The sequence below is a fragment of the Terasakiella sp. 4MB5A genome (assembly GCF_050058155.1).
In the GTDB taxonomy this organism is placed as follows: domain Bacteria; phylum Pseudomonadota; class Alphaproteobacteria; order Rhodospirillales; family Terasakiellaceae; genus Terasakiella; species Terasakiella halodenitrificans.
The window spans coordinates 2,695,653-2,720,950 of record NZ_CP188815.1; the positions used below are offsets into that span (position 1 = coordinate 2,695,653).

Annotated in this window: 28 protein-coding genes; 13 read left to right on the forward strand and 15 right to left on the reverse strand. The window is 46.7% G+C overall.

From position 1 onward, the window contains the following. Positions 1–77 precede the first annotated feature (77 nt). A complete protein-coding gene (locus ACI0FF_RS12600; protein WP_419797166.1) occupies positions 78–665 on the reverse strand; it encodes a LysE family translocator in 588 nt (195 codons plus the stop codon). A 97-nt stretch (positions 666–762) separates the two neighbouring features. On the opposite strand from ACI0FF_RS12600, the gene ACI0FF_RS12605 reads away from it, so the two are divergent. After that, on the forward strand, positions 763–1,635 hold the full coding sequence (locus ACI0FF_RS12605) for a LysR family transcriptional regulator (RefSeq protein ID WP_419797167.1): 873 nt from the start codon (positions 763–765) through the stop codon (positions 1,633–1,635). Positions 1,636–1,642: 7 nt separating this feature from the next. Here the strand turns inward: ACI0FF_RS12605 and ACI0FF_RS12610 are convergent, their stop codons facing one another. The 7 genes from ACI0FF_RS12610 to ACI0FF_RS12640 form a co-directional block, all read right to left on the reverse strand. After that, positions 1,643–2,641 carry a substrate-binding domain-containing protein gene (locus tag ACI0FF_RS12610; RefSeq protein ID WP_419797168.1) on the reverse strand — a complete coding sequence of 333 codons (999 nt, stop codon included), beginning with the start codon at positions 2,639–2,641 and terminating at the stop codon, positions 1,643–1,645. Between the two features lie 113 nt (positions 2,642–2,754). Further along, a complete protein-coding gene (locus ACI0FF_RS12615) occupies positions 2,755–3,516 on the reverse strand; it encodes a TlyA family RNA methyltransferase (protein ID WP_419797169.1) in 762 nt (253 codons plus the stop codon). Further along, the gene (dxs, locus tag ACI0FF_RS12620) at positions 3,509–5,431 is read right to left on the reverse strand and encodes a 1-deoxy-D-xylulose-5-phosphate synthase (RefSeq protein WP_419797170.1); all 1,923 of its coding nucleotides are present in this window, start codon (positions 5,429–5,431) and stop codon (positions 3,509–3,511) included. Before dxs ends, ACI0FF_RS12615 begins: the two co-directional genes overlap by 8 nt. Positions 5,432–5,449: 18 nt before the next feature. After that, the gene (locus tag ACI0FF_RS12625) at positions 5,450–6,340 is read right to left on the reverse strand and encodes a polyprenyl synthetase family protein (RefSeq protein WP_419799707.1); all 891 of its coding nucleotides are present in this window, start codon (positions 6,338–6,340) and stop codon (positions 5,450–5,452) included. A 12-nt stretch (positions 6,341–6,352) separates the two neighbouring features. Then, positions 6,353–6,592, reverse strand: a complete 240-nt coding sequence (locus tag ACI0FF_RS12630; RefSeq protein ID WP_419797171.1) for an exodeoxyribonuclease VII small subunit — start codon at positions 6,590–6,592, stop codon at positions 6,353–6,355. 77 nt (positions 6,593–6,669) lie between these two features. Then, entirely contained in the window at positions 6,670–7,608 is a 939-nt protein-coding gene (locus ACI0FF_RS12635; RefSeq protein WP_419797172.1) for a histone deacetylase family protein, read from the reverse strand. Positions 7,609–7,694: 86 nt separating this feature from the next. Further along, complete coding sequence (locus ACI0FF_RS12640; protein ID WP_419797173.1) at positions 7,695–7,952, reverse strand: sulfurtransferase TusA family protein; 258 nt, start codon at positions 7,950–7,952, stop codon at positions 7,695–7,697. Positions 7,953–8,157: 205 nt separating this feature from the next. Here ACI0FF_RS12640 and ACI0FF_RS12645 point away from each other — a divergent pair, with 205 nt between their 5' ends. Then, the gene (locus ACI0FF_RS12645; protein ID WP_419797174.1) at positions 8,158–8,481 is read left to right on the forward strand and encodes an ArsR/SmtB family transcription factor; all 324 of its coding nucleotides are present in this window, start codon (positions 8,158–8,160) and stop codon (positions 8,479–8,481) included. 83 nt (positions 8,482–8,564) lie between these two features. After that, positions 8,565–9,425, forward strand: a complete 861-nt coding sequence (locus ACI0FF_RS12650; RefSeq protein ID WP_419797175.1) for an SAM-dependent methyltransferase — start codon at positions 8,565–8,567, stop codon at positions 9,423–9,425. Positions 9,426–9,427: 2 nt separating this feature from the next. Here the strand turns inward: ACI0FF_RS12650 and ACI0FF_RS12655 are convergent, their stop codons facing one another. From ACI0FF_RS12655 to ACI0FF_RS12665, 3 genes are all read right to left on the reverse strand, one after another. Beyond that, complete coding sequence (locus ACI0FF_RS12655; RefSeq protein ID WP_419797176.1) at positions 9,428–10,705, reverse strand: DNA polymerase IV; 1,278 nt, start codon at positions 10,703–10,705, stop codon at positions 9,428–9,430. Positions 10,706–10,764: 59 nt separating this feature from the next. After that, the gene (locus ACI0FF_RS12660; protein ID WP_419797177.1) at positions 10,765–11,178 is read right to left on the reverse strand and encodes a rhodanese-like domain-containing protein; all 414 of its coding nucleotides are present in this window, start codon (positions 11,176–11,178) and stop codon (positions 10,765–10,767) included. An 81-nt stretch (positions 11,179–11,259) separates the two neighbouring features. Then, entirely contained in the window at positions 11,260–12,150 is an 891-nt protein-coding gene (locus tag ACI0FF_RS12665) for an ROK family protein (RefSeq protein ID WP_419797178.1), read from the reverse strand. A 189-nt stretch (positions 12,151–12,339) separates the two neighbouring features. On the opposite strand from ACI0FF_RS12665, the gene ACI0FF_RS12670 reads away from it, so the two are divergent. After that, positions 12,340–13,104 (forward strand): hypothetical protein, encoded by a 765-nt coding sequence (locus tag ACI0FF_RS12670; RefSeq protein ID WP_419797179.1) that lies wholly within the window; start codon positions 12,340–12,342, stop codon positions 13,102–13,104. 80 nt (positions 13,105–13,184) lie between these two features. Beyond that, entirely contained in the window at positions 13,185–14,213 is a 1,029-nt protein-coding gene (locus tag ACI0FF_RS12675) for an MBL fold metallo-hydrolase (RefSeq protein ID WP_419797180.1), read from the forward strand. 22 nt (positions 14,214–14,235) lie between these two features. Here the strand turns inward: ACI0FF_RS12675 and ACI0FF_RS12680 are convergent, their stop codons facing one another. Then, positions 14,236–15,033: an EipB family protein gene (locus tag ACI0FF_RS12680; protein ID WP_419797181.1), complete on the reverse strand. Its 798-nt coding sequence runs from the start codon at positions 15,031–15,033 to the stop codon at positions 14,236–14,238. 249 nt (positions 15,034–15,282) lie between these two features. On the opposite strand from ACI0FF_RS12680, the gene ACI0FF_RS12685 reads away from it, so the two are divergent. From ACI0FF_RS12685 to ACI0FF_RS12705, 5 genes are all read left to right on the forward strand, one after another. Beyond that, positions 15,283–15,975 carry a GGDEF domain-containing protein gene (locus ACI0FF_RS12685; RefSeq protein ID WP_419797182.1) on the forward strand — a complete coding sequence of 231 codons (693 nt, stop codon included), beginning with the start codon at positions 15,283–15,285 and terminating at the stop codon, positions 15,973–15,975. 42 nt (positions 15,976–16,017) lie between these two features. Next, positions 16,018–16,584 (forward strand): hypothetical protein, encoded by a 567-nt coding sequence (locus tag ACI0FF_RS12690; protein ID WP_419797183.1) that lies wholly within the window; start codon positions 16,018–16,020, stop codon positions 16,582–16,584. Between the two features lie 127 nt (positions 16,585–16,711). Then, positions 16,712–17,167, forward strand: a complete 456-nt coding sequence (locus tag ACI0FF_RS12695) for a 2TM domain-containing protein (RefSeq protein ID WP_419797184.1) — start codon at positions 16,712–16,714, stop codon at positions 17,165–17,167. An 80-nt stretch (positions 17,168–17,247) separates the two neighbouring features. After that, complete coding sequence (locus tag ACI0FF_RS12700; RefSeq protein ID WP_417820504.1) at positions 17,248–17,736, forward strand: peptidylprolyl isomerase; 489 nt, start codon at positions 17,248–17,250, stop codon at positions 17,734–17,736. A gap of 17 nt (positions 17,737–17,753) precedes the next feature. Then, complete coding sequence (locus ACI0FF_RS12705; protein ID WP_419797185.1) at positions 17,754–18,305, forward strand: peptidylprolyl isomerase; 552 nt, start codon at positions 17,754–17,756, stop codon at positions 18,303–18,305. A gap of 44 nt (positions 18,306–18,349) precedes the next feature. Here ACI0FF_RS12705 and ACI0FF_RS12710 read toward each other — a convergent pair whose 3' ends face one another. Then, positions 18,350–19,153 (reverse strand): substrate-binding periplasmic protein, encoded by an 804-nt coding sequence (locus ACI0FF_RS12710; protein WP_419797186.1) that lies wholly within the window; start codon positions 19,151–19,153, stop codon positions 18,350–18,352. A gap of 134 nt (positions 19,154–19,287) precedes the next feature. Between ACI0FF_RS12710 and hemN the strand changes: the two genes are divergently transcribed. Further along, on the forward strand, positions 19,288–20,646 hold the full coding sequence (gene hemN, locus ACI0FF_RS12715; RefSeq protein ID WP_419797187.1) for an oxygen-independent coproporphyrinogen III oxidase: 1,359 nt from the start codon (positions 19,288–19,290) through the stop codon (positions 20,644–20,646). A gap of 156 nt (positions 20,647–20,802) precedes the next feature. Here hemN and ACI0FF_RS12720 read toward each other — a convergent pair whose 3' ends face one another. Together ACI0FF_RS12720 and ACI0FF_RS12725 are read right to left on the reverse strand one after the other, a co-directional pair. Beyond that, positions 20,803–21,552, reverse strand: a complete 750-nt coding sequence (locus tag ACI0FF_RS12720; protein WP_419797188.1) for a hypothetical protein — start codon at positions 21,550–21,552, stop codon at positions 20,803–20,805. Between the two features lie 60 nt (positions 21,553–21,612). Continuing rightward, positions 21,613–22,035: an HIT family protein gene (locus ACI0FF_RS12725; protein WP_419797189.1), complete on the reverse strand. Its 423-nt coding sequence runs from the start codon at positions 22,033–22,035 to the stop codon at positions 21,613–21,615. Positions 22,036–22,222: 187 nt separating this feature from the next. Here ACI0FF_RS12725 and ACI0FF_RS12730 point away from each other — a divergent pair, with 187 nt between their 5' ends. Both ACI0FF_RS12730 and ACI0FF_RS12735 read left to right on the forward strand, forming a co-directional pair. Beyond that, entirely contained in the window at positions 22,223–24,007 is a 1,785-nt protein-coding gene (locus ACI0FF_RS12730; protein ID WP_419797190.1) for an acyl-CoA dehydrogenase, read from the forward strand. A gap of 164 nt (positions 24,008–24,171) precedes the next feature. Next, entirely contained in the window at positions 24,172–25,275 is a 1,104-nt protein-coding gene (locus ACI0FF_RS12735; RefSeq protein WP_419797191.1) for an ABC transporter substrate-binding protein, read from the forward strand. Positions 25,276–25,298: the final 23 nt, after the last annotated feature.

Here is a 25,298-nt window from a genome sequence, read left to right on the forward strand (position 1 = left end):
CTCACCAGCAGGTATTCTACTACAAAGGCCTTTCTTGATCAAAATAGAACACCTCAAAACAATTTGAGCGTATTAGTTTATATTTCAAAAAATAAATAAGTCGCAACCACGCACAAAATCGCCCCCATCATGCGATTAAAAATTTGTAACCGCTTTTCATCATCCAGAAAATGCTGGGCCCCGGCACCTAACACCGCCCAAAACCCCACACCTACGCTGCATATAAAAAAATAGAGAACGCAAAAAATCGTCAAATTAGCTTCATTTTCACCACTTGCAAAAGCACCAATACCGGACAAACATGCAATCCACGCTTTCGGATTTAGCCATTGTAGCAAAAAACCTTCATAAAATTTTGGCAACCTTGCTTGCGATTTTTCCAGACTTCCTTTGGCAAAGGCAATGCGCACCCCCATATAAAAAATAAAAGCTGTTCCTCCAAAATGCAAAATATCCATGGCGCGCGGATAGTTTTGTAACAAGGCTCCGGTCCCCACCCCTGTCATATACAGCAATGCCGTAAACCCCACGCAAGCACCGATAACAAACGGTAACGTCCGCATCACACCATTATTTACACCGGATACCAATGTCACCATATTGACAGGCCCCGGCGATATGGAAAGTGCCATTGCAAAACTGGTCATTGCCAAAAAAAGCGTCATAAAAATCTCCCTTCTCTGTTGGAAAGAAAATGTAATCACGCCGTAAATATATTATTATACAGAATTATAAAATTATACTGTTCTGGATATTAATATAATGATTGATGACCTCCGCGCCTTGGCCCTGTTTGTCAAAACGGTTGAACTTGGGTCGTTTCGTGAATGTGCCCGTCATTTTCACCTGTCCCCTTCCGTTGTCAGTCATCAAATCAGTGATCTTGAACGCCGCCACGGTGTTCCCCTTCTCTATCGAACCACTCGAAAGCTTTCCCTGACAAATGAAGGCCACAACGTTTTTGATCAGGCACAAATCATGGTAGAGGCCGCTCATCATGCCTTAAACTATCTAAGTGAAGGATCAGAGATACCATCCGGGCATTTGGTATTAACAATGCCCGCCGGGCTCATCCAAAATCCCGTCATGAAAAAAATTGCGCATTTTTGCCGTGCTTACCCACAGGTCACACTTGATATCCGGTTTACAGATGAACGTGTCGATTTGGTCGAACACGGCCTTGATCTCGCCTTACGGGTTGGGACAATGGGCGACAGTACCTTGAAATCACGCAAAATCGGACAAATCGAACGCAAACTGGTTTGCAGCAAAGGCTATTACAACAGACAACCAATTCCCACCCATGCGGACGATCTCTCAAACTGGGGCTGGATCAAAATGAAAATGATGCCCCCTTACAGGCAACTGATAGCCCCTGATGGCACATCCCATAAAGTTTTTTCACAATCACAAATCGAAGTTGATAATGTGCAGGCCATGTATGAACTCACCCGTCACGGCCTTGGTCTTTCAACGCCACCGGTTGATTTATTGGATCACGCACTCAAGACCGGAGGTTTGACCGAAGTTTTACCAAATTGGAGCGTTGCGCCACTGCCGATTTATATCGTCTGGCCGCAAAACGGACTGCGCCGTCGTTTAACGGGCCTTCTTCTGGATATATTAACAGCCTAATAAAAAATTATTGCCGAGCCAAAGAACACAAATTCGGCTGACCTATTTTACAATAATAGAAACCAAGATAATTGATTTCTTTCTGCGGCATTTTTTGATGTTTCACAATATCATATACCAATTGTGCACCGTATCGCCCCATTTCAAAAGGGCGTTGCCCTATATTCACACTTGAAAGACCCAACTTTAATGCTTCCAGCTGCGCTTCTTCAGCATCTGCAGAAATAACAACTTGTTGCCCTGTTTGAATCTGTTCGCGATAGGGCATAACTTCCCGAATATAGTTTGGAGAAAATTGTGCAAACCCGGCTACCGCAATAAAAACGGGTGGTTTTTCCTGCTTTAAAATATATTTCAACTGTATCAAAGCTTGCCCGGTTTTTCCTAAGTTATAAAAGGGACAACGTTCATATTCTATCCAACCATTCTCGCCTTCTAAGCGACGGGTTTGCATCCCGCCAGATAAAGCAAACCGCACACCTTTTAATCTCTCATTTAAGTTTGGAGTTGTACGTCCCCCGGTTTGAATACAAACTTCGGTTAAGCCCGTTTCTTTTTTATAACGTTGGGCATATTCCCCCAACGCCTTGCCAAAATCAAAATTATTGGTTCCAACGTAGGCAATTCTATAGCTTTGATGTTTTTTCAATAAATCAGAATCAAACGTAACAAGAGGGATTCCCCTGTCCTTAATCTTCTTCAGGACACGTTCCGCCAAAAAAGTTGAATCCGTGACCGACAATAAGATTGCGTCAACATCGCGCTCCAGCGCTGTTTCAATGACGTGAGCCTGTGCCCTTGGATCTTGAAAATCAAGTGGCCCATCAAAAAGGCAAGACATATCTTTTACGCTATCAGCCACATATTGACAGCCTTGATAAGCTTGCAAATAAAAGCTGTCATTTTTCATTTTTCCAATAACGGCGATTTTGACATCCGCAATTGCATCTATGGAAAAGAACACATTTATGAAGGAAAAGAAACACGCCAATACTATACGTATCATGACGGACCTGCTGCATCAGGAACAAAAACAACTAGACCTGTACAGTATCACACTTGGCTTGAATACAATATGTTTCACAAGGATTTAACGATATTGCGCTCACTTAAAAGTGCTTATTTTTTCTGCCCGCAAATCAGGAATTCGATATTGCCTTCCGGCCCCTTGATCGGACTTTGTGTCAAACCGACAACGGACCAGTCATCCAATTCATTCAGCCAGTTTTCAATCTTATCGCAGACTTCCTGATGTAATTCCGGTTCACGCACGACACCACCTTTGCCGACACGGCCTTTGCCCACTTCAAACTGCGGTTTGATCAAAGCGATCAAATAGCCACCATTTCGTACCAAATCCATTGCAGCGGGCAACACAGTTTGTAAACCGATAAAGCTGGCATCACACACCACGATATCAACCGGGTCCGGGATATCGTCCGCCGTCAAATGACGGGCGTTTGTACGTTCCATGACGACAACGCGTTCATCGGATCGCAATTTCCAGGCAAGCTGACCATGCCCGACATCAACACTGTAAACCTTTCTCGCACCACGCGTCAGTAAAACGTCTGTGAACCCACCTGTAGACGACCCGACATCAATGCCGATAAAACCCTCAACCGCGATATCAAATTCATCCAGTCCCTTGACCAATTTCAAACCACCACGTGATACCCACGGGTGATCCTGACCTTTCAATTCAATCGCAATATCTTCGGCAACTTTCTGGCCAGCCTTATCCAAACGCTTGGTATCAGAATAGACATTGCCCGCCATAATCATGGCCTGAGCGCGTGTGCGTGATTCCACCAGCCCCCGATCGACCAACAATTGATCCAATCGGGTTTTGGTGACTTTCTGTTTCTTATGTTCAGGCACGTTGGGCATCTTCTGCTGATCGTCCCAAAGCTTTTAAAACTGCATTGACCATACCGGATGCATTAATGCCGGCAGTCTCATACTGTTGATGCACGTTACCATGATCGACAAATTTATCTTCCATCGTCAAACAACGCACTTTCAACGCACCATCCATCAGACCTTCACTTAACATATACTGCACGACATGGGCGCCAAAGCCACCGGCACTGCCTTCTTCAACCGTGATCAGAACTTCATGATTATTGGCAAGATTGCGCACTAAATCCCGATCTATCGGTTTTGCGAAACGGGCATCCGCAACGGTTGTCGCCAAGCCGAGTGTTTCGAGTTTTTCAGCAGCCAATAAAGCCTCGGCCAAACGTGTCCCATAAGACAGGATTGCAACGCTTCCGCCTTCTTTGACGATACGGCCTTTGCCGATTTCAAGAACCGATCCTTTTTCCGGCAACTCCACACCGACGCCTTCACCACGGGGATAACGCAGCGCACTGGTACGGTCATCAATTTGCGCAGATGTTGCCACCATATGCATCAATTCGGCTTCATCACTTGGCGCCATAACGACAATATCAGGCAAGGTACAGAGATAAGCAATATCGAACGAACCAGCGTGGGTCGGTCCATCTGCGCCGACCAAGCCCGCCCGGTCAATCGCGAAACGAACCGGCAAATGCTGCAACACCGCATCATGAACCAACTGGTCGTAGCCACGTTGCAGGAAGGTTGAATAAATGGCGCAAAACGGTTTGAACCCTTCGGCCGCCAATCCGGCAGCAAAAGTCACCGCGTGTTGCTCAGCAATCCCCACATCAAACATCCGATCAGGGAAACGTTCACTGAACTTGTCCAACCCGGTCCCGGACGGCATCGCAGCGGTGATACCAACAATTTTTTCATCGGTTTCGGCTTCTTTAATCAAGGCCTTAGCGAATGTACCCGTGTAGCTCGGCGCATTGGATTTGGCTTTTTGCTGCTTGCCTGTCACCACATCAAATTTGGAAACACCGTGATATTTATCAGTCGAATTTTCAGCTGGCGCATAGCCGTGCCCTTTTTTGGTTTTGATATGCAGTAAAACAGGGCCGGGGTCTTTATCATCACGCAGGTTTTCCAGCACAGATACCACATGATCCAGATTGTGCCCGTCGATCGGACCAACATAATAAAAGCCAAGATCAGCAAAAATATTGCTGCCGCCCGTCACCATTTTGCGCGCCGCACTTTCTGCATCTTTCACCGTACGCGCCAGACTGCCCGGCAGTTTTTTAACCAAGTCTTTCGCACTGTGGCGGAATGATTTCAATGTAGTACTGGTCAAAAGTTCAGACAGATAATAACTCATGGCCCCGACAGGCGGTGCAATCGACATATCATTGTCGTTCAGAATAACGATCAAACGACTGTCCAGCGCACCAGCATTATTCATGGCTTCGTAAGCCATACCTGCTGTGATGGACCCATCACCGATAACCGCAATCACATGATTGTTGCCACCTTTTAAATCGCGTGCAACCGCCATGCCCAAACCGGCAGAGATAGAGGTGGAGCTATGCCCCGCACCGAAAGGGTCATAATCGCTTTCTGTGCGTTTAGTAAAACCGGAAATACCACCATCCTGACGCAACGTGCCCATCTGATCGCGTCGTCCAGTAAGAACTTTATGAGGGTAACATTGGTGTCCAACATCCCAGATAATTTTATCATCGGGTGCATTAAACACATGATGCAAACCAACGGTTAGTTCCATAACCCCCAGACTTGCACCTAAATGTCCACCGGTACGCGAAACATGGCGCACAACATCGTTACGCAATTCATCCGTTAATTGGCGCAATTGTTCAAGGTTCATGCCTTTCAAATCGGCCGGGGAATGAACGGTATCGAGTAAAGGTGTGTCAGACACGTCTTTCATCCTTAAGTCTTATATTATTTAGCTGCGGCGGTTTACCACATATTGGGCCATCGCGCGCAATAATTCTGTATCGCAATCAAAAACATCTAAATGACGGCAAGCTTGTTTTGATAACATCTGGGCCTGTTCACGCGCGCGTTCCACCCCTAAAAGGGACACAAACGTTGCTTTACCACGTTCCGCATCCTTGCCTACTTTTTTGCCGGTTTCTTCTTCGGATGCTTCCACATCCAACAAATCGTCCGCAATTTGAAAAGCCAGCCCCAAATCATGCCCGTAATTGCGCAAGGCATGCATTTTCAATTCTTCCGCCTTCCCCAGAATGCCCCCGGCCTTACAAGCAAAGACAATCAAGGCACCTGTTTTTAAACGTTGCAAACGGGTAATTTCAGGAATACCGAGTTCACGGGTTTCTGCCATCAAATCAATCATTTGACCGCCAACCATTCCGTTCATCCCAGATGCCTTGGCAAGTTCGCCAACCAACGCACAACGTACACTTGGGGAAGGATGTGTTTCTTCATCGGCCAAAACTTCAAACGCGAGGGTCAACAACGCATCACCCGCCAAAATTGCCGTGGCTTCGTCATATTCAATATGGCAAGTAGGTCGCCCACGGCGCAAATCATCATCATCCATTGCCGGTAGATCGTCATGGATCAAAGAATAACAATGCACCATTTCCAAAGCAGCCGCGACACGTAATGCACTGGCTTCAGACACACCGAACAAACGAGAAGAGGCCATTACTAAAAACGGACGTACTCGTTTACCACCACCAAGCGCACTATATCGCATGGCTTTTACGACTTGTGCTTCCGGACCTTCCGGTTCAAGTAACAAGTCATCTAAAACTTTATCAACGTCTTCGGCCTGTTCTTGTAAAGCCACTTTTAAATCAGTCACAATTGCGGCCTTCTATCAAGAAATCTCAGTCGGTTCTGCACTGACACTGCCATCAGGGGCCAGCGAAATCTTATCGACCTTTGCTTTGGCCTCTGCCAACTTGGCTTCGCAATGGCGTTTTAACAACGCCCCCTTTTCATAGGCAGTGATTGCATCGTCCAATTTACCGGAACCGCTTTCCAGTTGACGTACAATTTCCTCCAATTGGGACAGGGCTTCTTCGAAGCTTAAATTTTCGATTTCAGTCTGAGACATCTTTAAAACTCTATAGATTGATGGGCGGGCCAATGTACGCCCGCCGCCTGCTCAGGGCAAGTTTTTAGGACTGAATTCTAAGCATGCATCAAAGTTTTGACGTGCGCGGCAACGCTGGCAGCCAAGGCATCAACGTCGTAGCCCCCTTCTAAAACCGAGACCACACGCCCCTGACAACATTCATTCGCGACTTTGAGAAGCTCTTCCGTTACCCAGATAAAATCCTGGACCGTTAAACGAAGATGCGCCAACGGGTCGCGGGCATGGGCATCGAATCCAGCAGAAATAACCAGAAAATCTGGATTGAATGCACGCAAGGCCGGAAGGATTTTTTCTTCATAAGCGGCACGAAATTCTTCTGGTCGTGACCCCGGTGCCAATTCCACATTGCAGATATTGTTGGCAACGCCCGTGTCACTTTCCTTGCCCGTTTCCGGGTACCCCGGCGATTGATGGGACGATCCATAAAATAAATTTGGACTGTTATAAAAAATATCCTGCGTGCCATTACCATGATGTACATCAAAATCAATCACGGCCGCTTTTTTTACTTCGGGATATTTTGCAACAGCATGGATCGCCGCAATGGCCGCATTATTAAAAAAACAAAAGCCCATTGCCTTGGTCGTTTCCGCATGATGGCCCGGCGGACGTGTCGCACAAAAAACGTTACGCGCTTTTTTCGCCATGACTTCATCGACCCCATAACAGGCCCCCCCGACGGAGCGCAAAGCCGCTTCCCACGTATCGGCAGAAACGATTGTGTCACCATCAATCGCATTCAGATGCTCACCCATTTTAGGAACGGCACGTTCAACAGCCTCAATATAATTAGTTGGATGGGCCAGTTCCAATTGTGAATGGGTTGCCATCGGCGCTTCATCACGATGAAGCATAAAAAACTCTTCTCGGTTTAAATAACTGAGAATTTTGCGCAATCTTGCCGCACGTTCCGGGTGATGTTCACCTGTGTCATGTTTCATACACACCGGATGCGTCAATAACAATGTGGACATAGCCTTCCCCCCTGCTTTGCATTATCTTTATGTATCAGGTTGCATATGCATCATAGGTTATATTCGGGGAAAATCTACTCTTTTCATCAGCCTTTTTTAAGGATGATAAGGTATTTCCCATCCCGTTCTTCATTCAACAAAAGTTCATGGCCAGAGGCCTCGCAAAAATCACGGAAATCACGAGGTGCCTGCGCATCTGAAGCCGTTATTTCCAAAACTTCACCCGATTTCATCGCTTTTATTTCTTTACCGGCACGCAAAACTGGGATCGGACAACGCATCCCCGTCGCATCCAAATATTTATCTATTTCAACCTGCGGGGTTGTTTTTTCTTGTTTTTCCAACGGATAATCACTTTATTAATATAAAACCAAAACACGATACAGCTTAAGCGAAAATTACATTCACAGCATATACTATTTTTTTTCGTAATATATGTTTTTTTATATGGAATATACCTGTACAACTGCTTATATTCACTTTATGAGATTTTCTTATATACACAAAATTATATGTAATCAAAACCATTAACCATATGCGAACAGAACCATGGATATAGAACTTCAGAAACTTGAAGAAAACGCCCGCCGCGCCAGCACCCTGCTCAAAGCGATGAGCAACCAACATCGTTTAATGATTTTATGTCAGATTTCCAATCAGGAAAAATCGGTTGGTGAACTGGAAGAGATTATCGGACTGAGCCAGTCAGCCCTATCTCAACATCTCGCCCGTTTGCGCCGCGATAATCTTGTGCAAACCCGTCGTGATGCGCAAACGATTTATTACTCCCTGAAAGGGGTAGAAGCTTCAACTGTAATAGAGACTCTTTATAATCTCTATTGTGCACCCGAAGCCACAACTGCTTGCGCTTAAGGCAGAACAGGTTATGTTAAGAAAAAAGCCGTCGTGCTTTGCGACGGCTTTTTGCTTTTAAAGATACCGATACTGGACTTCCTATGACTTCTCTTTCTCTGGCAAAATCCACCGCTATTTTAAGCCCTTCTGCTGAATTGGCGGCAGATTATTACGATGGCACCGCAGACGATATCTATCGCGCGATATGGGGAAACAGCATTCATCTTGGCAAATTTCAGTCCAAAGAAGAAGCCCTGCCGATTGCAATGCAACGCGCCAAAGACACCATGATTGATGGCATTGTCTTACATAAAGAAAGCAAAGTCCTTGAAGTCGGTTGTGGATACGGCAGCCTGGCGCGACAACTGGCACGTAGTTTCGATTGTTCTGTCCTTGCCACAAACATTTCACAAAGACAGCTTGATTACGCCGAAGAACTGACGAAGGCAGAAGGCCTGTCTGATAAAGTGAAATTTGAAAAATGCGATTATCATCACCTGCCCTATGCGGCAAATAGTTTTGAAGTCTATTGGAGTCAGGAAAGCTTTCTTCATGCAGGCGATCGCAATGTTGTTCTCAATGAAGCCCATCGCGTGTTGGAACCGTTTGGCCTATTGGCTTTTTCCGAAGTCACCTTGCGCCGTTCCACCCCGCCTGCCTTGCGCGAAGCCATCCTTAAGCGGGTCAAAACACCGACCATGTGGTCCAAACATGAATATGAAGTCAATCTGGCAGCCTGCGGTTTTCAGGTCGAAAAATGGGAAGACTGGTCCGAAAATGTTGCCCTGACTTATGGCTGGACCCTCAAACAAATGGAACGCAAGCAAGGCGAAATCATCCCGCGTATAGGCAAAGACGCCTTCGATCACGCCTGTGAAGGTATGGCTGTCTGGAAACGGGCGGCAGAAGACGGATATTTGGGATGGATCCACGTTATTGCAGCGGCAACAACACGCGATTAAATCTACAATAAACGCCCTTTTACAATCGCGTTTCCGCCGTACTTGCGCCGAATTTCCTCAATCGCTTTTTCTGATCGCTGATCTTTCTGACTTTCTGCCATATCAAAAAGGTCCGGCATAATGGGATCAATCCGGTTGCTATCCTGTAACATAGAAAACCCCGTTCCGATCAGGCGATAACTGCGACCATCACACAGGGGTCCCAGCAAATCAACCGAACAGTTAAACAGGTCTTCTGCCGATTGTGTCGGATGGGGAAGTTGGCGCGAACGGGTAATGTTGCGAAAGCCCGTTGTTTTCAGTTTTAACGTCACTGTGCGCCCTGCTAATTCCGCCTTTTTCATACGTTCCGATATTTTTTCACACAGCGGATAGAGTTCCCGTTTCAAATCAGAAAAACTATGTAGATTTTCATCCAATGTGATCTCATTAGAAACACTTTTGGTTTCTGATTCCGGTGTCACCTTGCGTTCATCTTCGGCTCGGCAGAAATGATAAAGCCTTGCCCCAATCGCCCCATATTGGCGCATTAAATCAATTTTTTCATAAGCACGTAATTGCCCGATTGTCGCAATTCCGTCCGAGGCCAATTTTTTTTCCATCGCCGCCCCAACACCAAAGATCATCTTCACGGGCTTATCTGTCAAATAATCCAATGCTTCTGTGCGGCCTAAAATGGCAAACCCACGCGGCTTATCTAGATCGGATGCCAATTTTGCCAAGGATTTATTATAACTTAACCCCACGGATGCCGTAATTCCGATCTCGGTTTCAATGCGTTTGATAAGACGAACCAAAGTTCGGGCCGGGCTACCGCCGTGCAAGGCCTCCGTCCCGCTCAAATCCAAAAAGGCCTCATCAATGGACAAAGGTTCAACCATCGGCGTTGCATCAAACATTAAGTTTCGAACCTCACGCCCCACCTTGCCGTATTTCCCCTTGGACGGAGGCACTACAACCAAATCAGGGCACAATTTTAAGGCACGCATCATCGGCATGGCCGAACGCACACCATAAATGCGGGCAATATAACAGGCGGCTGCCACAACGCCGCGATGTCGCCCACCGACAACAACCGGTTTATCTTTTAAGGCCGGATTATCGCGTTTTTCCACTGTTGCGAAAAACGAGTCACAGTCAATATGGGCAATATGCAGGCTGTTCAATTCAGGATGCGACAAAAGACGCACCGATCCGCATTTCGGACACCGTTGGCTGTCCGGCCGATCTTCAAAACTATGGGCGCAATCGCGGCATAATGTAGGTAAGCGTTTTGTCATAACGCCATTTTAGCGCAGAACAAACAAGAACAAAAAGGGAATATTTAACCCAGATACAATTATGTTCCGCTTTCAACCGGATAATCGGCTGCAATCCAGGCAGGAAGTCCATCACGAAAATACTTAACCTGTTGATATCCCCAACTGAGTGCACGTACGCACGCCGTATAAGAACGTAAACAATGTATCCCATAACAATAAAAAATTACGACACTGTCTTTGGGAACTTTCTTTTCAAAAGTTTTTCGATTAAAGGCTGCGGCAATATTCATATTGATCGCCGAAGCAATGCGTACTTTGTCAAAATCTTCACTTGGGCGCAAATCGATAAACACGGCCCCTTCATCATACAAGGCCTTTGCCTGTGCGGCATTAACTGTCTCTGCCCCTTCCACATGTTCAGGCGAAATCATTTGTGCTTGAACCAAATCACTTAGACAAATCAGAGCAACGGCAAAGATGGATATTGGCAATAACCTGAACATCCTACCTCCCACATGACGGTAACTATTTTTTATAACTGTAGGTATAACAGACTTATCTGTCTATATCTTTCATTTTGAAGGCCAAAGCCACGCCGCCCCACGCACACCGCTCGAATCACCATGAACAGCCTTGCGTAGTTCCGTATCACATTCATTGCCAAACACCCACTTTGACCAAAGTTCCGGTACGGTTTGATACCATCGATCAATATTGGACAAGCCACCGCCCAGAACAATTACATCAGGATCAAAGATGTTAATCACACTCGCCAATGCCCGTGCCAAGCGATCTTCATAAACCGTAAAAAACGGATCGGTGATATCAGGAGGCAAATCGGCAATTTCTTTGGCACTTATCTGTGTTCCGGTTGCCGTTTCAAACATTTGCGCCAGAGCCGGGCCACATAAAAAAGTTTCAATACAGCCGTGAAGACCGCAATAGCACAAAGGCCCCGGCTGTTCGTCCCCTCGCGCCCATGGCAGAGGATTATGCCCCCATTCACCCGTGACACCATTCACACCTGCAACAACCTGCTTGTCAATAACCAGCCCACCGCCTGCGCCTGTGCCAAGGATCACACCAAAGACCGTTGGTGCGTCTTTCCCCGCCCCATCAACAGCTTCGGATAATGCAAAACAATTTGCGTCATTCGTGACACGCACATCGCGTTCCAATGCATCCGATAAATCTTTTTGAAACGGTTGCCCGATTAACCAAACCGAGTTCGCATTTTTAACCAGCCCTGTTTTTTTGGAAATCGAACCCGGGATCCCGACCCCAACACAACCTTTTTGGCCAATTTCCTGTTCCGCAGAAAGCACCAAATCGCGAATCGATTGAATGGTATCTTGATATTTTCCCTGTTTTGTGGGGATCCGTTTTCTTAAAAGTTCCTGCCCGGACAGACTTAAACACAAGATTTCCGTTTTCGTTCCCCCAAGGTCGATTCCGATTCGCATAAGAAATTCCAATAAGTTACGAAGTGTTAATCAATTGCGGGCATTGTATCACAAGATCGGATCTGTCAATGGGCATTATTTGCCCATGCGGTTGGGGTGGAAACTCCTTTGCAGGTCAAGGTGTTTATAGTTAGAATGGCATGTTGTCCGTATGTTCGGGCGCAGAATTTTGAATCAGGGAAACCAAGAATGGCTGATCAGTTGGAATCAAAACTGGGCATTTCTAGAAAAGGCATTTCGTGTGCGTTGGATCTAAAAGAAAAATACAAGACCCATCAACCGATTTGTGTCCCCGGCGAGAAGACAAAAATCCTCATGCCGGAAAACCTCTTAAACATCAATCTGGATCTGGAATCACTGGAAGACCCGATGCCTCTTTCCCTGATGGCAACACGCGATCCAGAATCCCCGATGTCTATGGCCGCCGCCGCCCGCCTCAGCCCCAAGGCCGGGAAAAACAAATTTGTCGGCGAAGTCATGCGCATTGTTGCCGATGCTTCCAAACATGAAAATGTTACGCATGCGATCAACATGCTACATGAAAATGATTTCCATCCGAAAGCCATTGGCGAAGTTGTGCGACAAACCAACCGCGCGATTGTGCAGACCCGCAAACAGTTTTCATCTGCCTTGCGTCAAAATCTGCATGCCCTGCTTGAGGGTGAAATGGCACCACGCATGTTTGTTAAAGAATTCTTCCATTTGACGGAAAACGGTAATCTGCGCCATGACATTCGCAAACGTCTGGTCACATCCATGCTGTTATCCACAACGATCCGCCCATCTATCAAGTTTCTGTTCCTTGAAAACTTCGACCGCCTGCCCGAAGCTGTCCGCATGACAATCATCCGCGACGTGCTGAGTGCACCGGAAAACCACCACACCGAAGTCATCAAAGAAGAACTGGCCTGGATCGTCAATAACGAAAAAGGCGGATCATTCAAATATCACTAAGATATTTGGGCACAAGATTTTTAAACGGCCTATCCTTATATAAAAAGGATGGGCCGTTTTAGTTTGAGGATAAAAAAATCATGTCTGACACCATTCATTATCCCTTTGATGCCATTCCCGATGGCGGCACATCTGTAGAAGTTGCCCCTGGTGTGCATTGGGTGCGGATGCCCCTGCCCTTTAAGCTAAATCATATTAATTTGTGGGTATTGGATGATGACGATGGTTTAACAATTGTTGATACAGGTATTGACCTGCCCAATGTCCGTGAACGTTGGGAAAAACTTTTTTCCGGCCCGCTCGGTGCCAAACCGCTTAAACGCATGATTGTCACCCATTTTCATCCCGATCATGTTGGTTTAGCGGGCTGGTTTGAAGAAAAACATGACCTACCCCTATGGATGACCTTGGGCGAATGGGGAATGGCACGCAATTTAAAGCTGGAAACAAGCGAACGTTCCGGCACCTACCTTGCACAATTTTATCGTCGGGCGGGTTTTGATGAAAAACTCATGGCCTTAATCCCGGAACGCAGTGTTTCTTATCCGTCCCGTATCAGTATGCCACCTGCCGGTATCCGCCGCATTCAAGATGCTGAGTTAATCCGCATTGGTACACATGACTGGCAAGTTATTGTCGGCACAGGTCACAGCCCGGAGCACGCTTGCCTGTACTGTAAAGATTTGAATGTTTTGATTTCCGGTGATCAAGTTCTGCCCCGTATCAGTCCAAACATCAGCATTTGGCCACAAGAACCGAATGCGGACCCGCTCAGCCAGTTTTTAAACAGTTTAACCCGTTTTACCCCTCTACCGGACGATGTTTTGGTTCTACCTTCCCATGACTGGCCGTTTCGCGGCCTACACGCGCGTCTTGCCGATCTGGCCCATCATCATGATGACCGACTGGAAGAAACCTATAATCTATGTGCAAAACCGGTAACGGCCTTGCAGGTCCTCAAGGGGTTATTCAGCCGGGAACTGGACAGCCATCAAGTTTTCTTCGCCATTGGCGAAAGTCTGGCACACCTGCACCATCTGGAAGCAAAAGGACGCTTGCAACGTGACGACGGTATGGACGGCATTTCTCGTTTTATGCAAATAAAATAATAAACAAAAGACTACTACGACCTTATTGGCATGTAGGTTCATCCAGATAGGTCAATTCGACCAAATCACCGACTAAAACCAAATCGCCAAAATCCTGCACCAGTCGTGTCGCAATCCCGTCTTTGCGATAGCGTGCGCCGATTTGGGTCGACGCAATGCTTTCCTGACTATCCGGTTGGTGAAAAGACAATTGCATATCCCACGCCGGTGACGGGGCCAATGTTGTTCCCTTCACTGCATGCAATGCTTTGCCTGTGTACGGTGTCATAACCGCATCCACATTGAAAAAGGCATCTTCCCCGCTGCCATCAAAATAAGGGGAGGAAAAGACAAGGTCACCTTTTTGCGCGCGTTCAATCGATTCAATCAAATGCGTTGTTGGAAAACGTGTCCCTTGCGGGATATCTTCGCGCCGCCCATCCGGATTGGTATAGACAACAACGCCTTTGCCCTCTTCAAAACGGGCTTCCCCGCTGAAATTTTCTACCTGAACACCGTTTTGTTTCATGCGGCTGTGAAACCGGATCCGCTTGCCGTCATGAGCTTCCCAACTGGTGTAATTCCACTTCATTTGGGATTGTTGGGCATTTTCAAACCCCATCATCACATTACTTTGATGTTCAACCGTCCATCCGTCACACACGTTCTTAAAACGATAGCGTAACATCCCCTGTGCCTGTTCCACCGCAGACCAGTTTCGCCCGGCCTGATGAACCTGTTTCATGGCATATGTCGCTTCATGGGAACGCAGCTTCAATGGTGCAGCCTCAGTCGATGCAATAGTTGCAATGCTGAAGGCCCCAATTATGGTCAATATCATTTTCATCTTCTGACTATACCCTGAACGGATCATTTTTGCCTAGGCGGCATTTTTTGCCTAGTAATGACAAGTTTTGACAAACCGATTTCCGCCGATTTCAGATTGTTTTTTTGGCACATGTTTTGCGTGGTTATCCAAAAATCCGACATCACGGTCGATGCAGGATAAATATGTGTTTTGAAAGAAAGATTGGCAACCGGGGGGAAGCCTTGAGGGAATGAAACGATAATAAGGGCGGAGTACCGCAACATGTTTGATAACGTAAAGAACAATGATACTCAGGTCAGTGAACTTGTCGCCAGCATCTGTCGATTAGCAAGTTGTCTGGAAGGACGTGGCAATGCCGCACAGCGTGAAGAAACGCTGCACGAAACGCTGCGCCTGACTTACAAACTGGAAGAAACCCTTAACCAGCGCAATGAACGCATTGCATATCTGGACCGACTTGCCATGACCGATAGCCTGACGGGGTTATTGAACCGACGCGGTTTTCAAGCTGAACTACAACGTGTTCTCGCCTCTGCCCGACGTTTCAAGGAAACCGGTATTCTCGCTTATATTGATCTGGACGATTTTAAACAGATTAACGACACCTTTGGTCATGCCTGCGGAGATGAAGTCTTATGCCATGTCGCCCGTGTCATGGAGCGTATGACACGCGGAATGGATTATGTTGCTCGCTTAGGCGGCGACGAATTTGCCATTTTACTTGTTCGAAGCCAATGGCAGGACGGCGAACGCTGTATCGAAAAAATTGCCCACGAAATCAACAGCACCACATTACGCTGGCAAGAACATTTATTAAGCCTGAAAGCCAGCGTTGGTATTCAAACGTACGACCATAACAGCGGGACAACCAACTTAATTGCTGCGGCTGATAATGCCATGTATCTCACCAAAAAACTGAAACAGGACAAATGCACATTAAACGCAGCAGAATAAGTGTCCAACCGGCACAAACAGAAATGAAGATAGGAGCCGATCATGCATATTGACTCGACCCTGTCCCACATTCTGCTGCACGAACAAGAAAACCAGTCTCGGCGCTCAATGACGACGGGGACCGCAAGCAATGTCTTAATTACACCGCCGCCCGGCCCTGAAGACTTGACTCGGATCGAGCAACAAAAACGCATCACGCCACAAGATATTGTCCAATTCCAAGGCATCGAAATTGATTTGGACCAACTGGACGCGCTTAACAACACGGGTGACAACGACGTCGATGCAACTTTCGACATTCGCACGATGACCCCACGCGAAATGGCAGATTTCAGTCTTGATTTATATATTGATGGGTCTCTTTCTTTCGAAGAATATTCCATGCTGGCTTTCCAACCGGAACTACACCCCGGTTTCGAAAATACCATTGGAGCCTTAACCGGAGAACAGGCCGATCCGGACCGTCCGCGTGATTATATTGAACAATGGCAAGACCGTTTTGATTTTGAAAAACGTTATCCATCGGGTGATCCAAAAAAGCTGGAACAAATTGACCGTATTTTAGGTGTCTTGCACGGTTTTGAAGAAAACCTAGATTTTGTCGCATAGCAAAACCATTCTTCTTTTACATTATCCTGTGCCACCTGACTGTCACATCGCTGTCGCCTTCGTGACGTGTTGCTATCTCTAAATTTTTTCTATGCTTTTTTCATTAAATCACCCATAAGGAAAAATCATGGAACAGATCGTAAAACCACTCCGCCTTGAAAAAGGATGGTCACAAGAACAGCTTGCTGAAATCGCGGGATTAAGCATTCGCACCATCCAACGACTTGAAAATGGTGGCACTTGTTCGTTGGAAACCGCCAAGGCCTTAAGCGCTGTCTTTGACGCTTCGCCGGACACCTTTTTAAACAACACGCCAACCTTGGATACGCTACAGCGCGAAAAATTGGCAGATGTTGAACGTGAACGTCGATTACGCCGTCATTTCAGATTTTACCGCCATTTAATCAAATTTCTTATTGTAAATGCAGGTTTGGCCCTCATAAATTTGACATTTAATCCTGAAACAATATGGTTTCATTACCCCTTGTTTGGGTGGGGTATCGGCTTGATTTTACATGCAATAAAAACATTTTTACGTGATTGGGAAAAACAACTTGAAACCCGTTTGAGTAAAAAGGATTAACGAAGCCCCCTTCCGTTTGTTGATTTTTATGTTAGTCTGCCTGCCACATTCTAGAATTTGATTAAGCAAGGCACTCCGAAATGGTCGACATCAAAGATCCCGAAAACACACTATATCTGGACCTCAAAGACGGGCGCGTCACAATTGAACTACGCCCAGACTTGGCCCCAAAACATTGCGCCCGCATTAAAGAACTTGCCCGTGATGGCTTTTACGACGGCATCGTTTTTCACCGCGTGATTGACGGTTTCATGGCACAAACAGGCGACCCGACCGGCACAGGTTACGGCGGATCAGGTACAAATATTGATGCTGAATTTTCGGATGAGCCCCATATCGAAGGGTCTTGTTCCATGGCCCGTTCCATGGATCCAAACAGCGCAGACAGCCAATTTTTCCTTTGTTTTGACCGCGCACCTCATTTGGACAATCAATATACATTCTGGGGCCAAATTATTGACGGCATGGAACATGTTCACGCCATAAAAAAAGGCAGTCCGTTTGATAATGGCAGCGTCGAAGACCCCGATGCCATCATCAAAATGCAAGTCGCTGCCGACGCAGAATAAAATAAGGAAATTCAATTATGTTGAAACGTTTGGTTCTTTCGCTTTTGCTTGTTCTCGGCCTAAGCTTCAGCGCACATGCTGCCGATTTTGATAAGGAAAACACCATTTACATGGACCTGAAAGATGGTCGTGTGGTTATTAAATTGCGCCCAGACTTGGCCCCAAAACATGTTGAACGCATCAAAAAATTGACGCGCGAAGGCTTTTATGACGGTATCGTTTTCCATCGTGTCATCCGTGGATTTATGGCGCAAACAGGTGACCCAACCGGTACCGGCATGGGGGGCAGCCAGTACCCAGATTTACCTGCGGAGTTCACCAACACACCACATGAAACCGGCACACTTTCAATGGCACGTTCACGCAGCCCGCACAGCGCCAACAGCCAGTTCTTCATCGTCTTTAAGAAAGCCGCCCATCTTGATGGTCAATATACGATCTTTGGACAAGTTGTTGATGGTATGGAATATGTCAATAAGATTAAAAAAGGCAGCAGTTACGAAAACGGCAAAGTCACCAACCCCGACAAAATCGTAAGAATGCAGGTTGCTGCAGACGTAAAAGAATAGACTGAAAGATACAAAAAACCCGGTTCAAACAACCGGGTTTTTCTTTATTCCATTTGTTTATAATACCCGTCCAAAATCGCCTGTAAGCGGCCCGATTTCTTAAGACGCGCAATTCCCTCATTCAGGATTTGCCGCAATTCTTCGGCCTGTGGGAATTGCTGCGACACCATCATATAAAAATGATCTTTATCCGCCCCCGGAACGGGAAAATATTCAATTTCATCTTCTGTAAACAGCTTTTTCCCTAACAAACCAAACCCCACAATCGCACTGGGGCGCGCTATAAAAAACGTGCAATAACCGCTCAATGTGCGTGATACCAAGGCGGAAAACGATTTCCCGATCAACGCAAGCTTATCATTTTTAAGAACGCCGGTTCCTTCATAGTTATAGGAATAACGACCACACACGCGCCCATAACCGAATAAATCGGCTGCAATCAAAACATTTGGTGGTTGGGGAAAGCGGGATTTTGCATAAAAATAATGAATTTCGGTTTCATAATAAGAATCTGTATAGAGAAACTTTTTATCACGTTCCGGATGGAAGGACGCACTTAACGCCACATGAAAGACATTTCCAGCCTCGCTATGTTCCAGACATTGCTTCCATGACGGCATAAAAAATTCAGACTTTATACCGTGCGGCGCCAATATTGCGCGTACAACATCCACATCATAACCAAAAATTTGATCAGGGTTGTCCGGTAAAGTGTATGTATAGGGTGGCCAGCCGGACCCATCACCGCAAAAACGAATTGTTTGACCAGCAAGACTGCTCGCCAGACCTTGTGACATCATCAAAATCAAGGCCAGAACACATAAAACAACCCGAGTTCCGAAAAACATTCCACCGCTCCGTAACTTTTGAGGGCATATGTTAACGAAGTTTCTTTACAGGGTCTATTGGATTTGCCTAACAATGACCACATTTAAGCGCGATACAGCACCTTAACGAATAATCACATTGATACGGATTTGCCATGAGCGTTACCATCGCAGAAAAAGCTGAAAAATACGACCTTCGGGTTCCGCGTTATACCAGCTACCCTACATCCCCGCATTTTCTGGAAACCGATAACGATAAAGAATATCGTCAATGGCTGTCCAATCTGGATCCAAAAACAGGCGTATCGTTATACATCCACGTTCCGTTTTGCGAGTCCATGTGTAATTTCTGTGGATGCTATACAAAAATTGTTAAACGCTATGATCCGGTCTCCGATTATCTAGAATACGTCCATAAGGAAATAGACCTGCTGGCGGCCGCATTGCCTGCGCGCATGACGGCCAAACACGTCCATTGGGGCGGTGGTTCCCCAACCATGTTAAAAGCCGACGACTGGCGATCCATTATCGACAAGCTGAAAGACCTGTTCGATATTGATGAAAGTTCAGAACTCGCCGTCGAACTGGACCCACGCACCGCAACGGAAGACTATGTTAAAGCCATTGCCGAGGCCGGGATCAACCGTGCATCAATCGGCGTTCAGGATTTCCATGAAGAAGTGCAAATCGCCATCAACCGTGTCCAACCATTCGATGTAACCAAACGAGTTGTTGAGTGGCTGAAAAAATATGGCATTACCTCAATCAACTTCGACCTGCTGTACGGCCTGCCCTTCCAGACGACCGAACGCGTCATTGATATGGTTGATAAGGCCGTCAGCCTTGAACCCAAACGGTTTGCCGTTTTTGGCTATGCCCATGTTCCGTGGATGAAATCTCATATGAAACTCATCCCCGAAGAAGCCCTGCCCAATGCCAGCGAACGTTGGGAACAAATGGAAGCCGCTGCCAAACGATTGGAAGAACACGGCTTTGTCAAAATCGGTCTGGACCATTACGCCAAACCGGATGATGAAATGACAATCGCCATGAATGAAACCCGTTTGCACCGTAATTTCCAGGGTTATACGATTGATAACAATCCGGTGATGTTACCGCTTGGGGCCTCCAGTATCGGACAGACCCCGGATGGTTATATGGCAAATGTTCAGCCGTTGCGTGATTACCGCCGCATGATTGATGCCGGTATGCTCCCCATTGGACGCACACGCGCCCTGACCAGCGAAGATATTCTGCGCCGTGCTGTCATCGAACAAATCATGTGCAATATGAAGGTTGACCTGCCTGCTCTATGCCGTAAACACGGTGTGTCCGAAGATTTCTTTGCCGCCGAAGAAGAAAGGCTGCAAACCTTGATCAAAGACGAAATCTGTACATTGGAAAACGGTGTTCTGACATTACCGGAAGAAGGCCGCCCCTTGATGCGCTTAATTGCAGCAACATTTGACACCTATTTGCAACAAGGGCAGAAAAAACACTCCCGTGCTGTTTAGATTTAACATACCGTGCCCAGTTGAAAGACTGGGCACGAGACGATGCAAAGAATTTTATGTCTCGTGTCTCTTTTCTGAAGCGATGGTCGAATAATCTGTCAATTCCCATCGCACAAAAGGGTTCTAAAATGGAGGAGCACTCTCCCCTTTTTGCCCTTACTTAATAATCATATCCCGTGCCTTGACGATCATATCGAATAAATAGCCGCTTTCATTTGTACCACTTTTATCGGGATGCAAAACCTTAAGCAATACTTTCGCCCGCTCTGGCGCTCTGTTCGACTGATCGGGATGCAAACCCAGCATATAATGCGGATCGGACGGGACAAGAACGACATTCTTTTCCTGCATTTGCGACAGTTCGGCCTTTATATCGTTATATTGCATCTTCAATTTTTGAATTTCACGCTTTTGCGCCTTTATTTGACGATCTTTTTCGCGCAACTGATCTTTCGCAAACTCATCAAGTCGTTCATGCAAGCTTTTCTTATCCATAACCCGTTGATACTGGGACTGAATACAGGCTTGGCAAAACAAAACAGTCCGTAAATCTTCGAGGTTTCCCCCAACAAGGTCATCGGTATATTTTGCATTCCAGAATAAATTCAAATCCGCAAAATATTCCTGAAATGAACCAACAGGTGCCTGTAGGATATGTTGATAGGTTTGATAATTAAGTGATAACATTTTCGCAAAGAACTTATGGACATCCGGCCCTGTCAAAAAACGGATATAAGGGGATCGTTCATATTCTTTTTTATAGTCTTCGCTGAAAAAACGATTTTGTTCGCCAAAGGTCTCTTTCAAACCTGCGGCCTTTTCCCGCAACCCGTCAGGTAAAATTGCTTCAAATGCATCCCAAGTGACAAAATGCAGATAAAGGGAAAAAGGCAAATAGACTGACATGGCCTTTTTCTTCTGATGGTCTATGCTTAAGGGGAGACGAATACGCATTCAGATTAAAACCTAAGCCAGCTCAGCTTTAATTTCTTCCGCCAAGGCGGCAATCGCCTCCATATCCCCCGGGTTATGCCACCAGTTCATTTTCAAATCATCACCATTTGCCCGCGGCATGACGTGAATATGCAAATGAAAAACCGATTGCGCCGCCCCTTCCCCATTGGCTTGCAAAATATTGATCCCGTCCGGTGAAATGGTTTTTTCCACTGCCAGTGCAATTTTTTGCACCGTTACCATACAGGCACTCAACCATTCTGACGGAATTTCAAAAATATTCGCGGCGTGATATTTGGGAATCACCAGAACATGACCGGGGTTTGCCGGATTAATATCCATAAAGGCATAGGTTTGCTCATCTTCATAAACCTTCAAGCTCGGCACTTCGCCGCGTAAGATTTTGCAAAAAATACAATCGTCTGCAAGTGACATGGGCTATTTCCTTTTTACACCTTTGCGATTTCACCAAAACATCATGGCTGTTTTCTTTACATTTGTCATAAAAAAATAATTCGCTTACCGAACATTTTTATGGCATAGAAATTATTAATCGGTATAATCTTACCGAATTACAATTAAGTCTCTTGTCATAGACCAACGATGAAGTGAGCGAAACACCATGACTGAATACAATGCCCCCATTACCGAAATGGAATTTTTGATTAAAGACGTCTTTGATCTCAACTCCATTACCGCATTGCCCGGCTACGAAGAAGCAACACCGGACATGGTTGACGCAATTCTGGAAGAAGCTGGCAAACTGGGCCGTGATGTCATTGCCCCGCTCGCACAAGCTTCTGATGAACAAGGTGCAACATGGAAAGACAACGAAGTCACCACGTCCCCCGGATTTAAAGAAGCCTACGCCCAATTTGTCGAAGGCGGCTGGAACGGGATCGGTTTTGATCCGGAATATGGCGGCATGGGCCTGCCTTTTGTCCTGTCCAACGCCGTCAGTGAAATCTGGAATTCTTCTTCCATCGCGTTTGGTTTGTGCCCGATGTTGACAGGTGGTGCAATCGAAGCCATGCACCATCACGCATCTGATGAACAGAAAGCAATTTTCCTTGAAAAAATGGTCACGGGCGAATGGACAGGCACCATGAACCTGACCGAACCATCTGCTGGTTCCGACCTCGCCGCCGTCAGCGCCAAGGCAGTTCCGCAAGACGACGGCACTTACAAAATCACCGGTCAAAAAATCTTCATCACCTTTGGTGAACATGACATGACCGAGAACATCATTCACCTTGTTCTCGCCCGTACACCGGATGCACCGGCAGGCTCGCGTGGTATTTCCCTGTTTATCGTCCCGAAATATCTAGTCAATGAAGATGGCAGCCTTGGGGAACGTAACCCGGCTTATTGTATTTCGATTGAACATAAGCTCGGCATTCATGGCTCCCCGACCGCAACCATGTCTTTTGAAGGCGCGACAGGTTACCTCGTTAAAGAAGAAAACAAAGGCCTCGCCTGCATGTTCACTATGATGAACAACGCCCGCCTGAACGTGGGTAACGAAGGTTTTGCGGCCGCCGAACGTGCTTATCAATGTGCGTTAAACTACGCCCGCGAACGCGTTCAAAGCCCGGTTATCGGGTCCAAGGACAAAACATCCGTCACCATCGATAAACACCCCGATGTCCGTCGTATGTTGCTGACCATGAAGGCAAAAACCGAAGCGGCACGTGCTATTTCCTATTTCACCGCACGCCAGCAGGATATCGTCGCCAAAACCGATGATGCAGACGCACGCGCAACAGCCGATGCCTTGATCCAACTGCTGACCCCGGTGGTCAAAGCCTACAGCACCGATATCGGTATCGAAGTTGCCAATGACGGCATTCAGGTTCATGGCGGCATGGGCTTTATCGAAGAAAGCGGTGCCCCGCAATGGCTGCGTGATGTACGTATCACCGCTATCTATGAAGGCACCAACGGCATTCAGGCCAACGACCTGATCGGTCGTAAAGTCGGCATGAATGGCGGGGCTTATCTGGATATCCTGTTGCCGATGATCAAAGAAGATTTGGCCGCCGCCAAAGCCAAAGGCGGCGTCTTCACCGAAATGGCCGAGGCCATCGAAGTGGGTTTAAACAATACGGAAAAAGCAACCGCATGGTTGTTGGAAAGCTTCAAGGAAGATCCGAAACAAGCCGCAACGGGTTCTGTACATTACCTGCGTTTGCTCGGTAACTTGTGCGGCGGTTGGTTGCTGACCAAATCCGCCTTGATCGCACAGGCGAAACTGGATGCAAACGAAGGTAACCCGGCCTTTATGAAAGCTAAGATCAACACGGCCCGTTTCTTTGCCGAACAGATTATGCCGACCTCCAGCGCGTTAAAAGCCATCTTTACCAAAGGCTACAACGCGGTATTGGAATGCGAAGACGATTGGCTGTAAACCCCAGCCCAATACGTTGACAAGACAGAACAGCCTCTTGAAAAAGGGGCTGTTCTTTTATTTTTAACCTTTTGCCCTTATGCTACATTTGTAGCAATTACCGTTTTCATATAGGACACCTCTTGTGATTGCGGTATGCTCTATAAACAAAATGAGGGACCTATATGCGTTGGGCGCTATCTTTTTTATTGTACTTTATCCTTGTCATCCCTGCATATGGCGAGCTGCCTGCGCGTGCCTCCAAACAACTGAAAATTGCCTTTAACAACCCCGGTTTTGCTGATCGCGGGTTTTGGAAAGATGTCAGCGATACCATGCAAGCCGCCGCCCTTCATTTCGGGGCCGACCTGCATATCTGGTACGGGGACCGAACCCCCGGCAAGATCCGCGAAAACGCTGCTGAAATTTTCGATTCCGCCATTGATTTTGATTACATTATTATCGTCAACGAGTATCAGCAACTTTCCGGTTTCTTGCGCAAAGCCGAACAACGCCGCATTCCCACCTTGTTCTTGCTGAATTCCATCACAGAACAGCAAAAAGAATTCATCGGGCATCCCGGTCAAATGTTCAAATATTGGCTGGGCAGTATTACGCCGGACAACGATAAAGCCGGATATGAAATGGCAACCTCGCTGTTGGATTTTGCCCGTGCGCGTAACTGGCAAGCGCCTTATGACGTCCTGACTTTGGGCGGAGATAACCGCACACCTGCTTCGCTGGAACGCAATGGCGGACTTGGACGTCTTTTAAGTGAAAAGACCGACTTACGAGAAATCCATCGCGCTTACACCAATTGGTCAAAAGATCAAGCCTTTGACGAAACCAGAAAATATCTTGCAAACGCCCCCGCCCCAAAACTGATTTGGGCGGCCAACGACAATATTGCTCTGGGCGCCATCGCGGCAATGACCAACCATAAACTGAAGGCAGGCCAGGATTACGCCATTGCCGGATTAAACTGGTCCAAAGACGGCCTGAATGCTGTGCGCAACAAACAATTCACCATGACACATGGTGGTCATTTTTTCGCCGGGGCATGGGCCATTGTCGCCTTGTTCGACCATCACAACAATCAACTGTTGGAAAAAGAAATCCACTTCCCGATGGAAGCGATTACCTTAGACAATATCGACGAATTTGAAAAGAAACTCGGTGCCCGCGACTGGTCAAAAATCGATTTTACCCATTTTAGCAAAACTCAAAATAAAACGCTGACGGCTTACGATTTCAGCCTCAAAAACCTCCTCGCTGCGACACATCCCTGAACAAGACGTATCCTTCCTGTTAC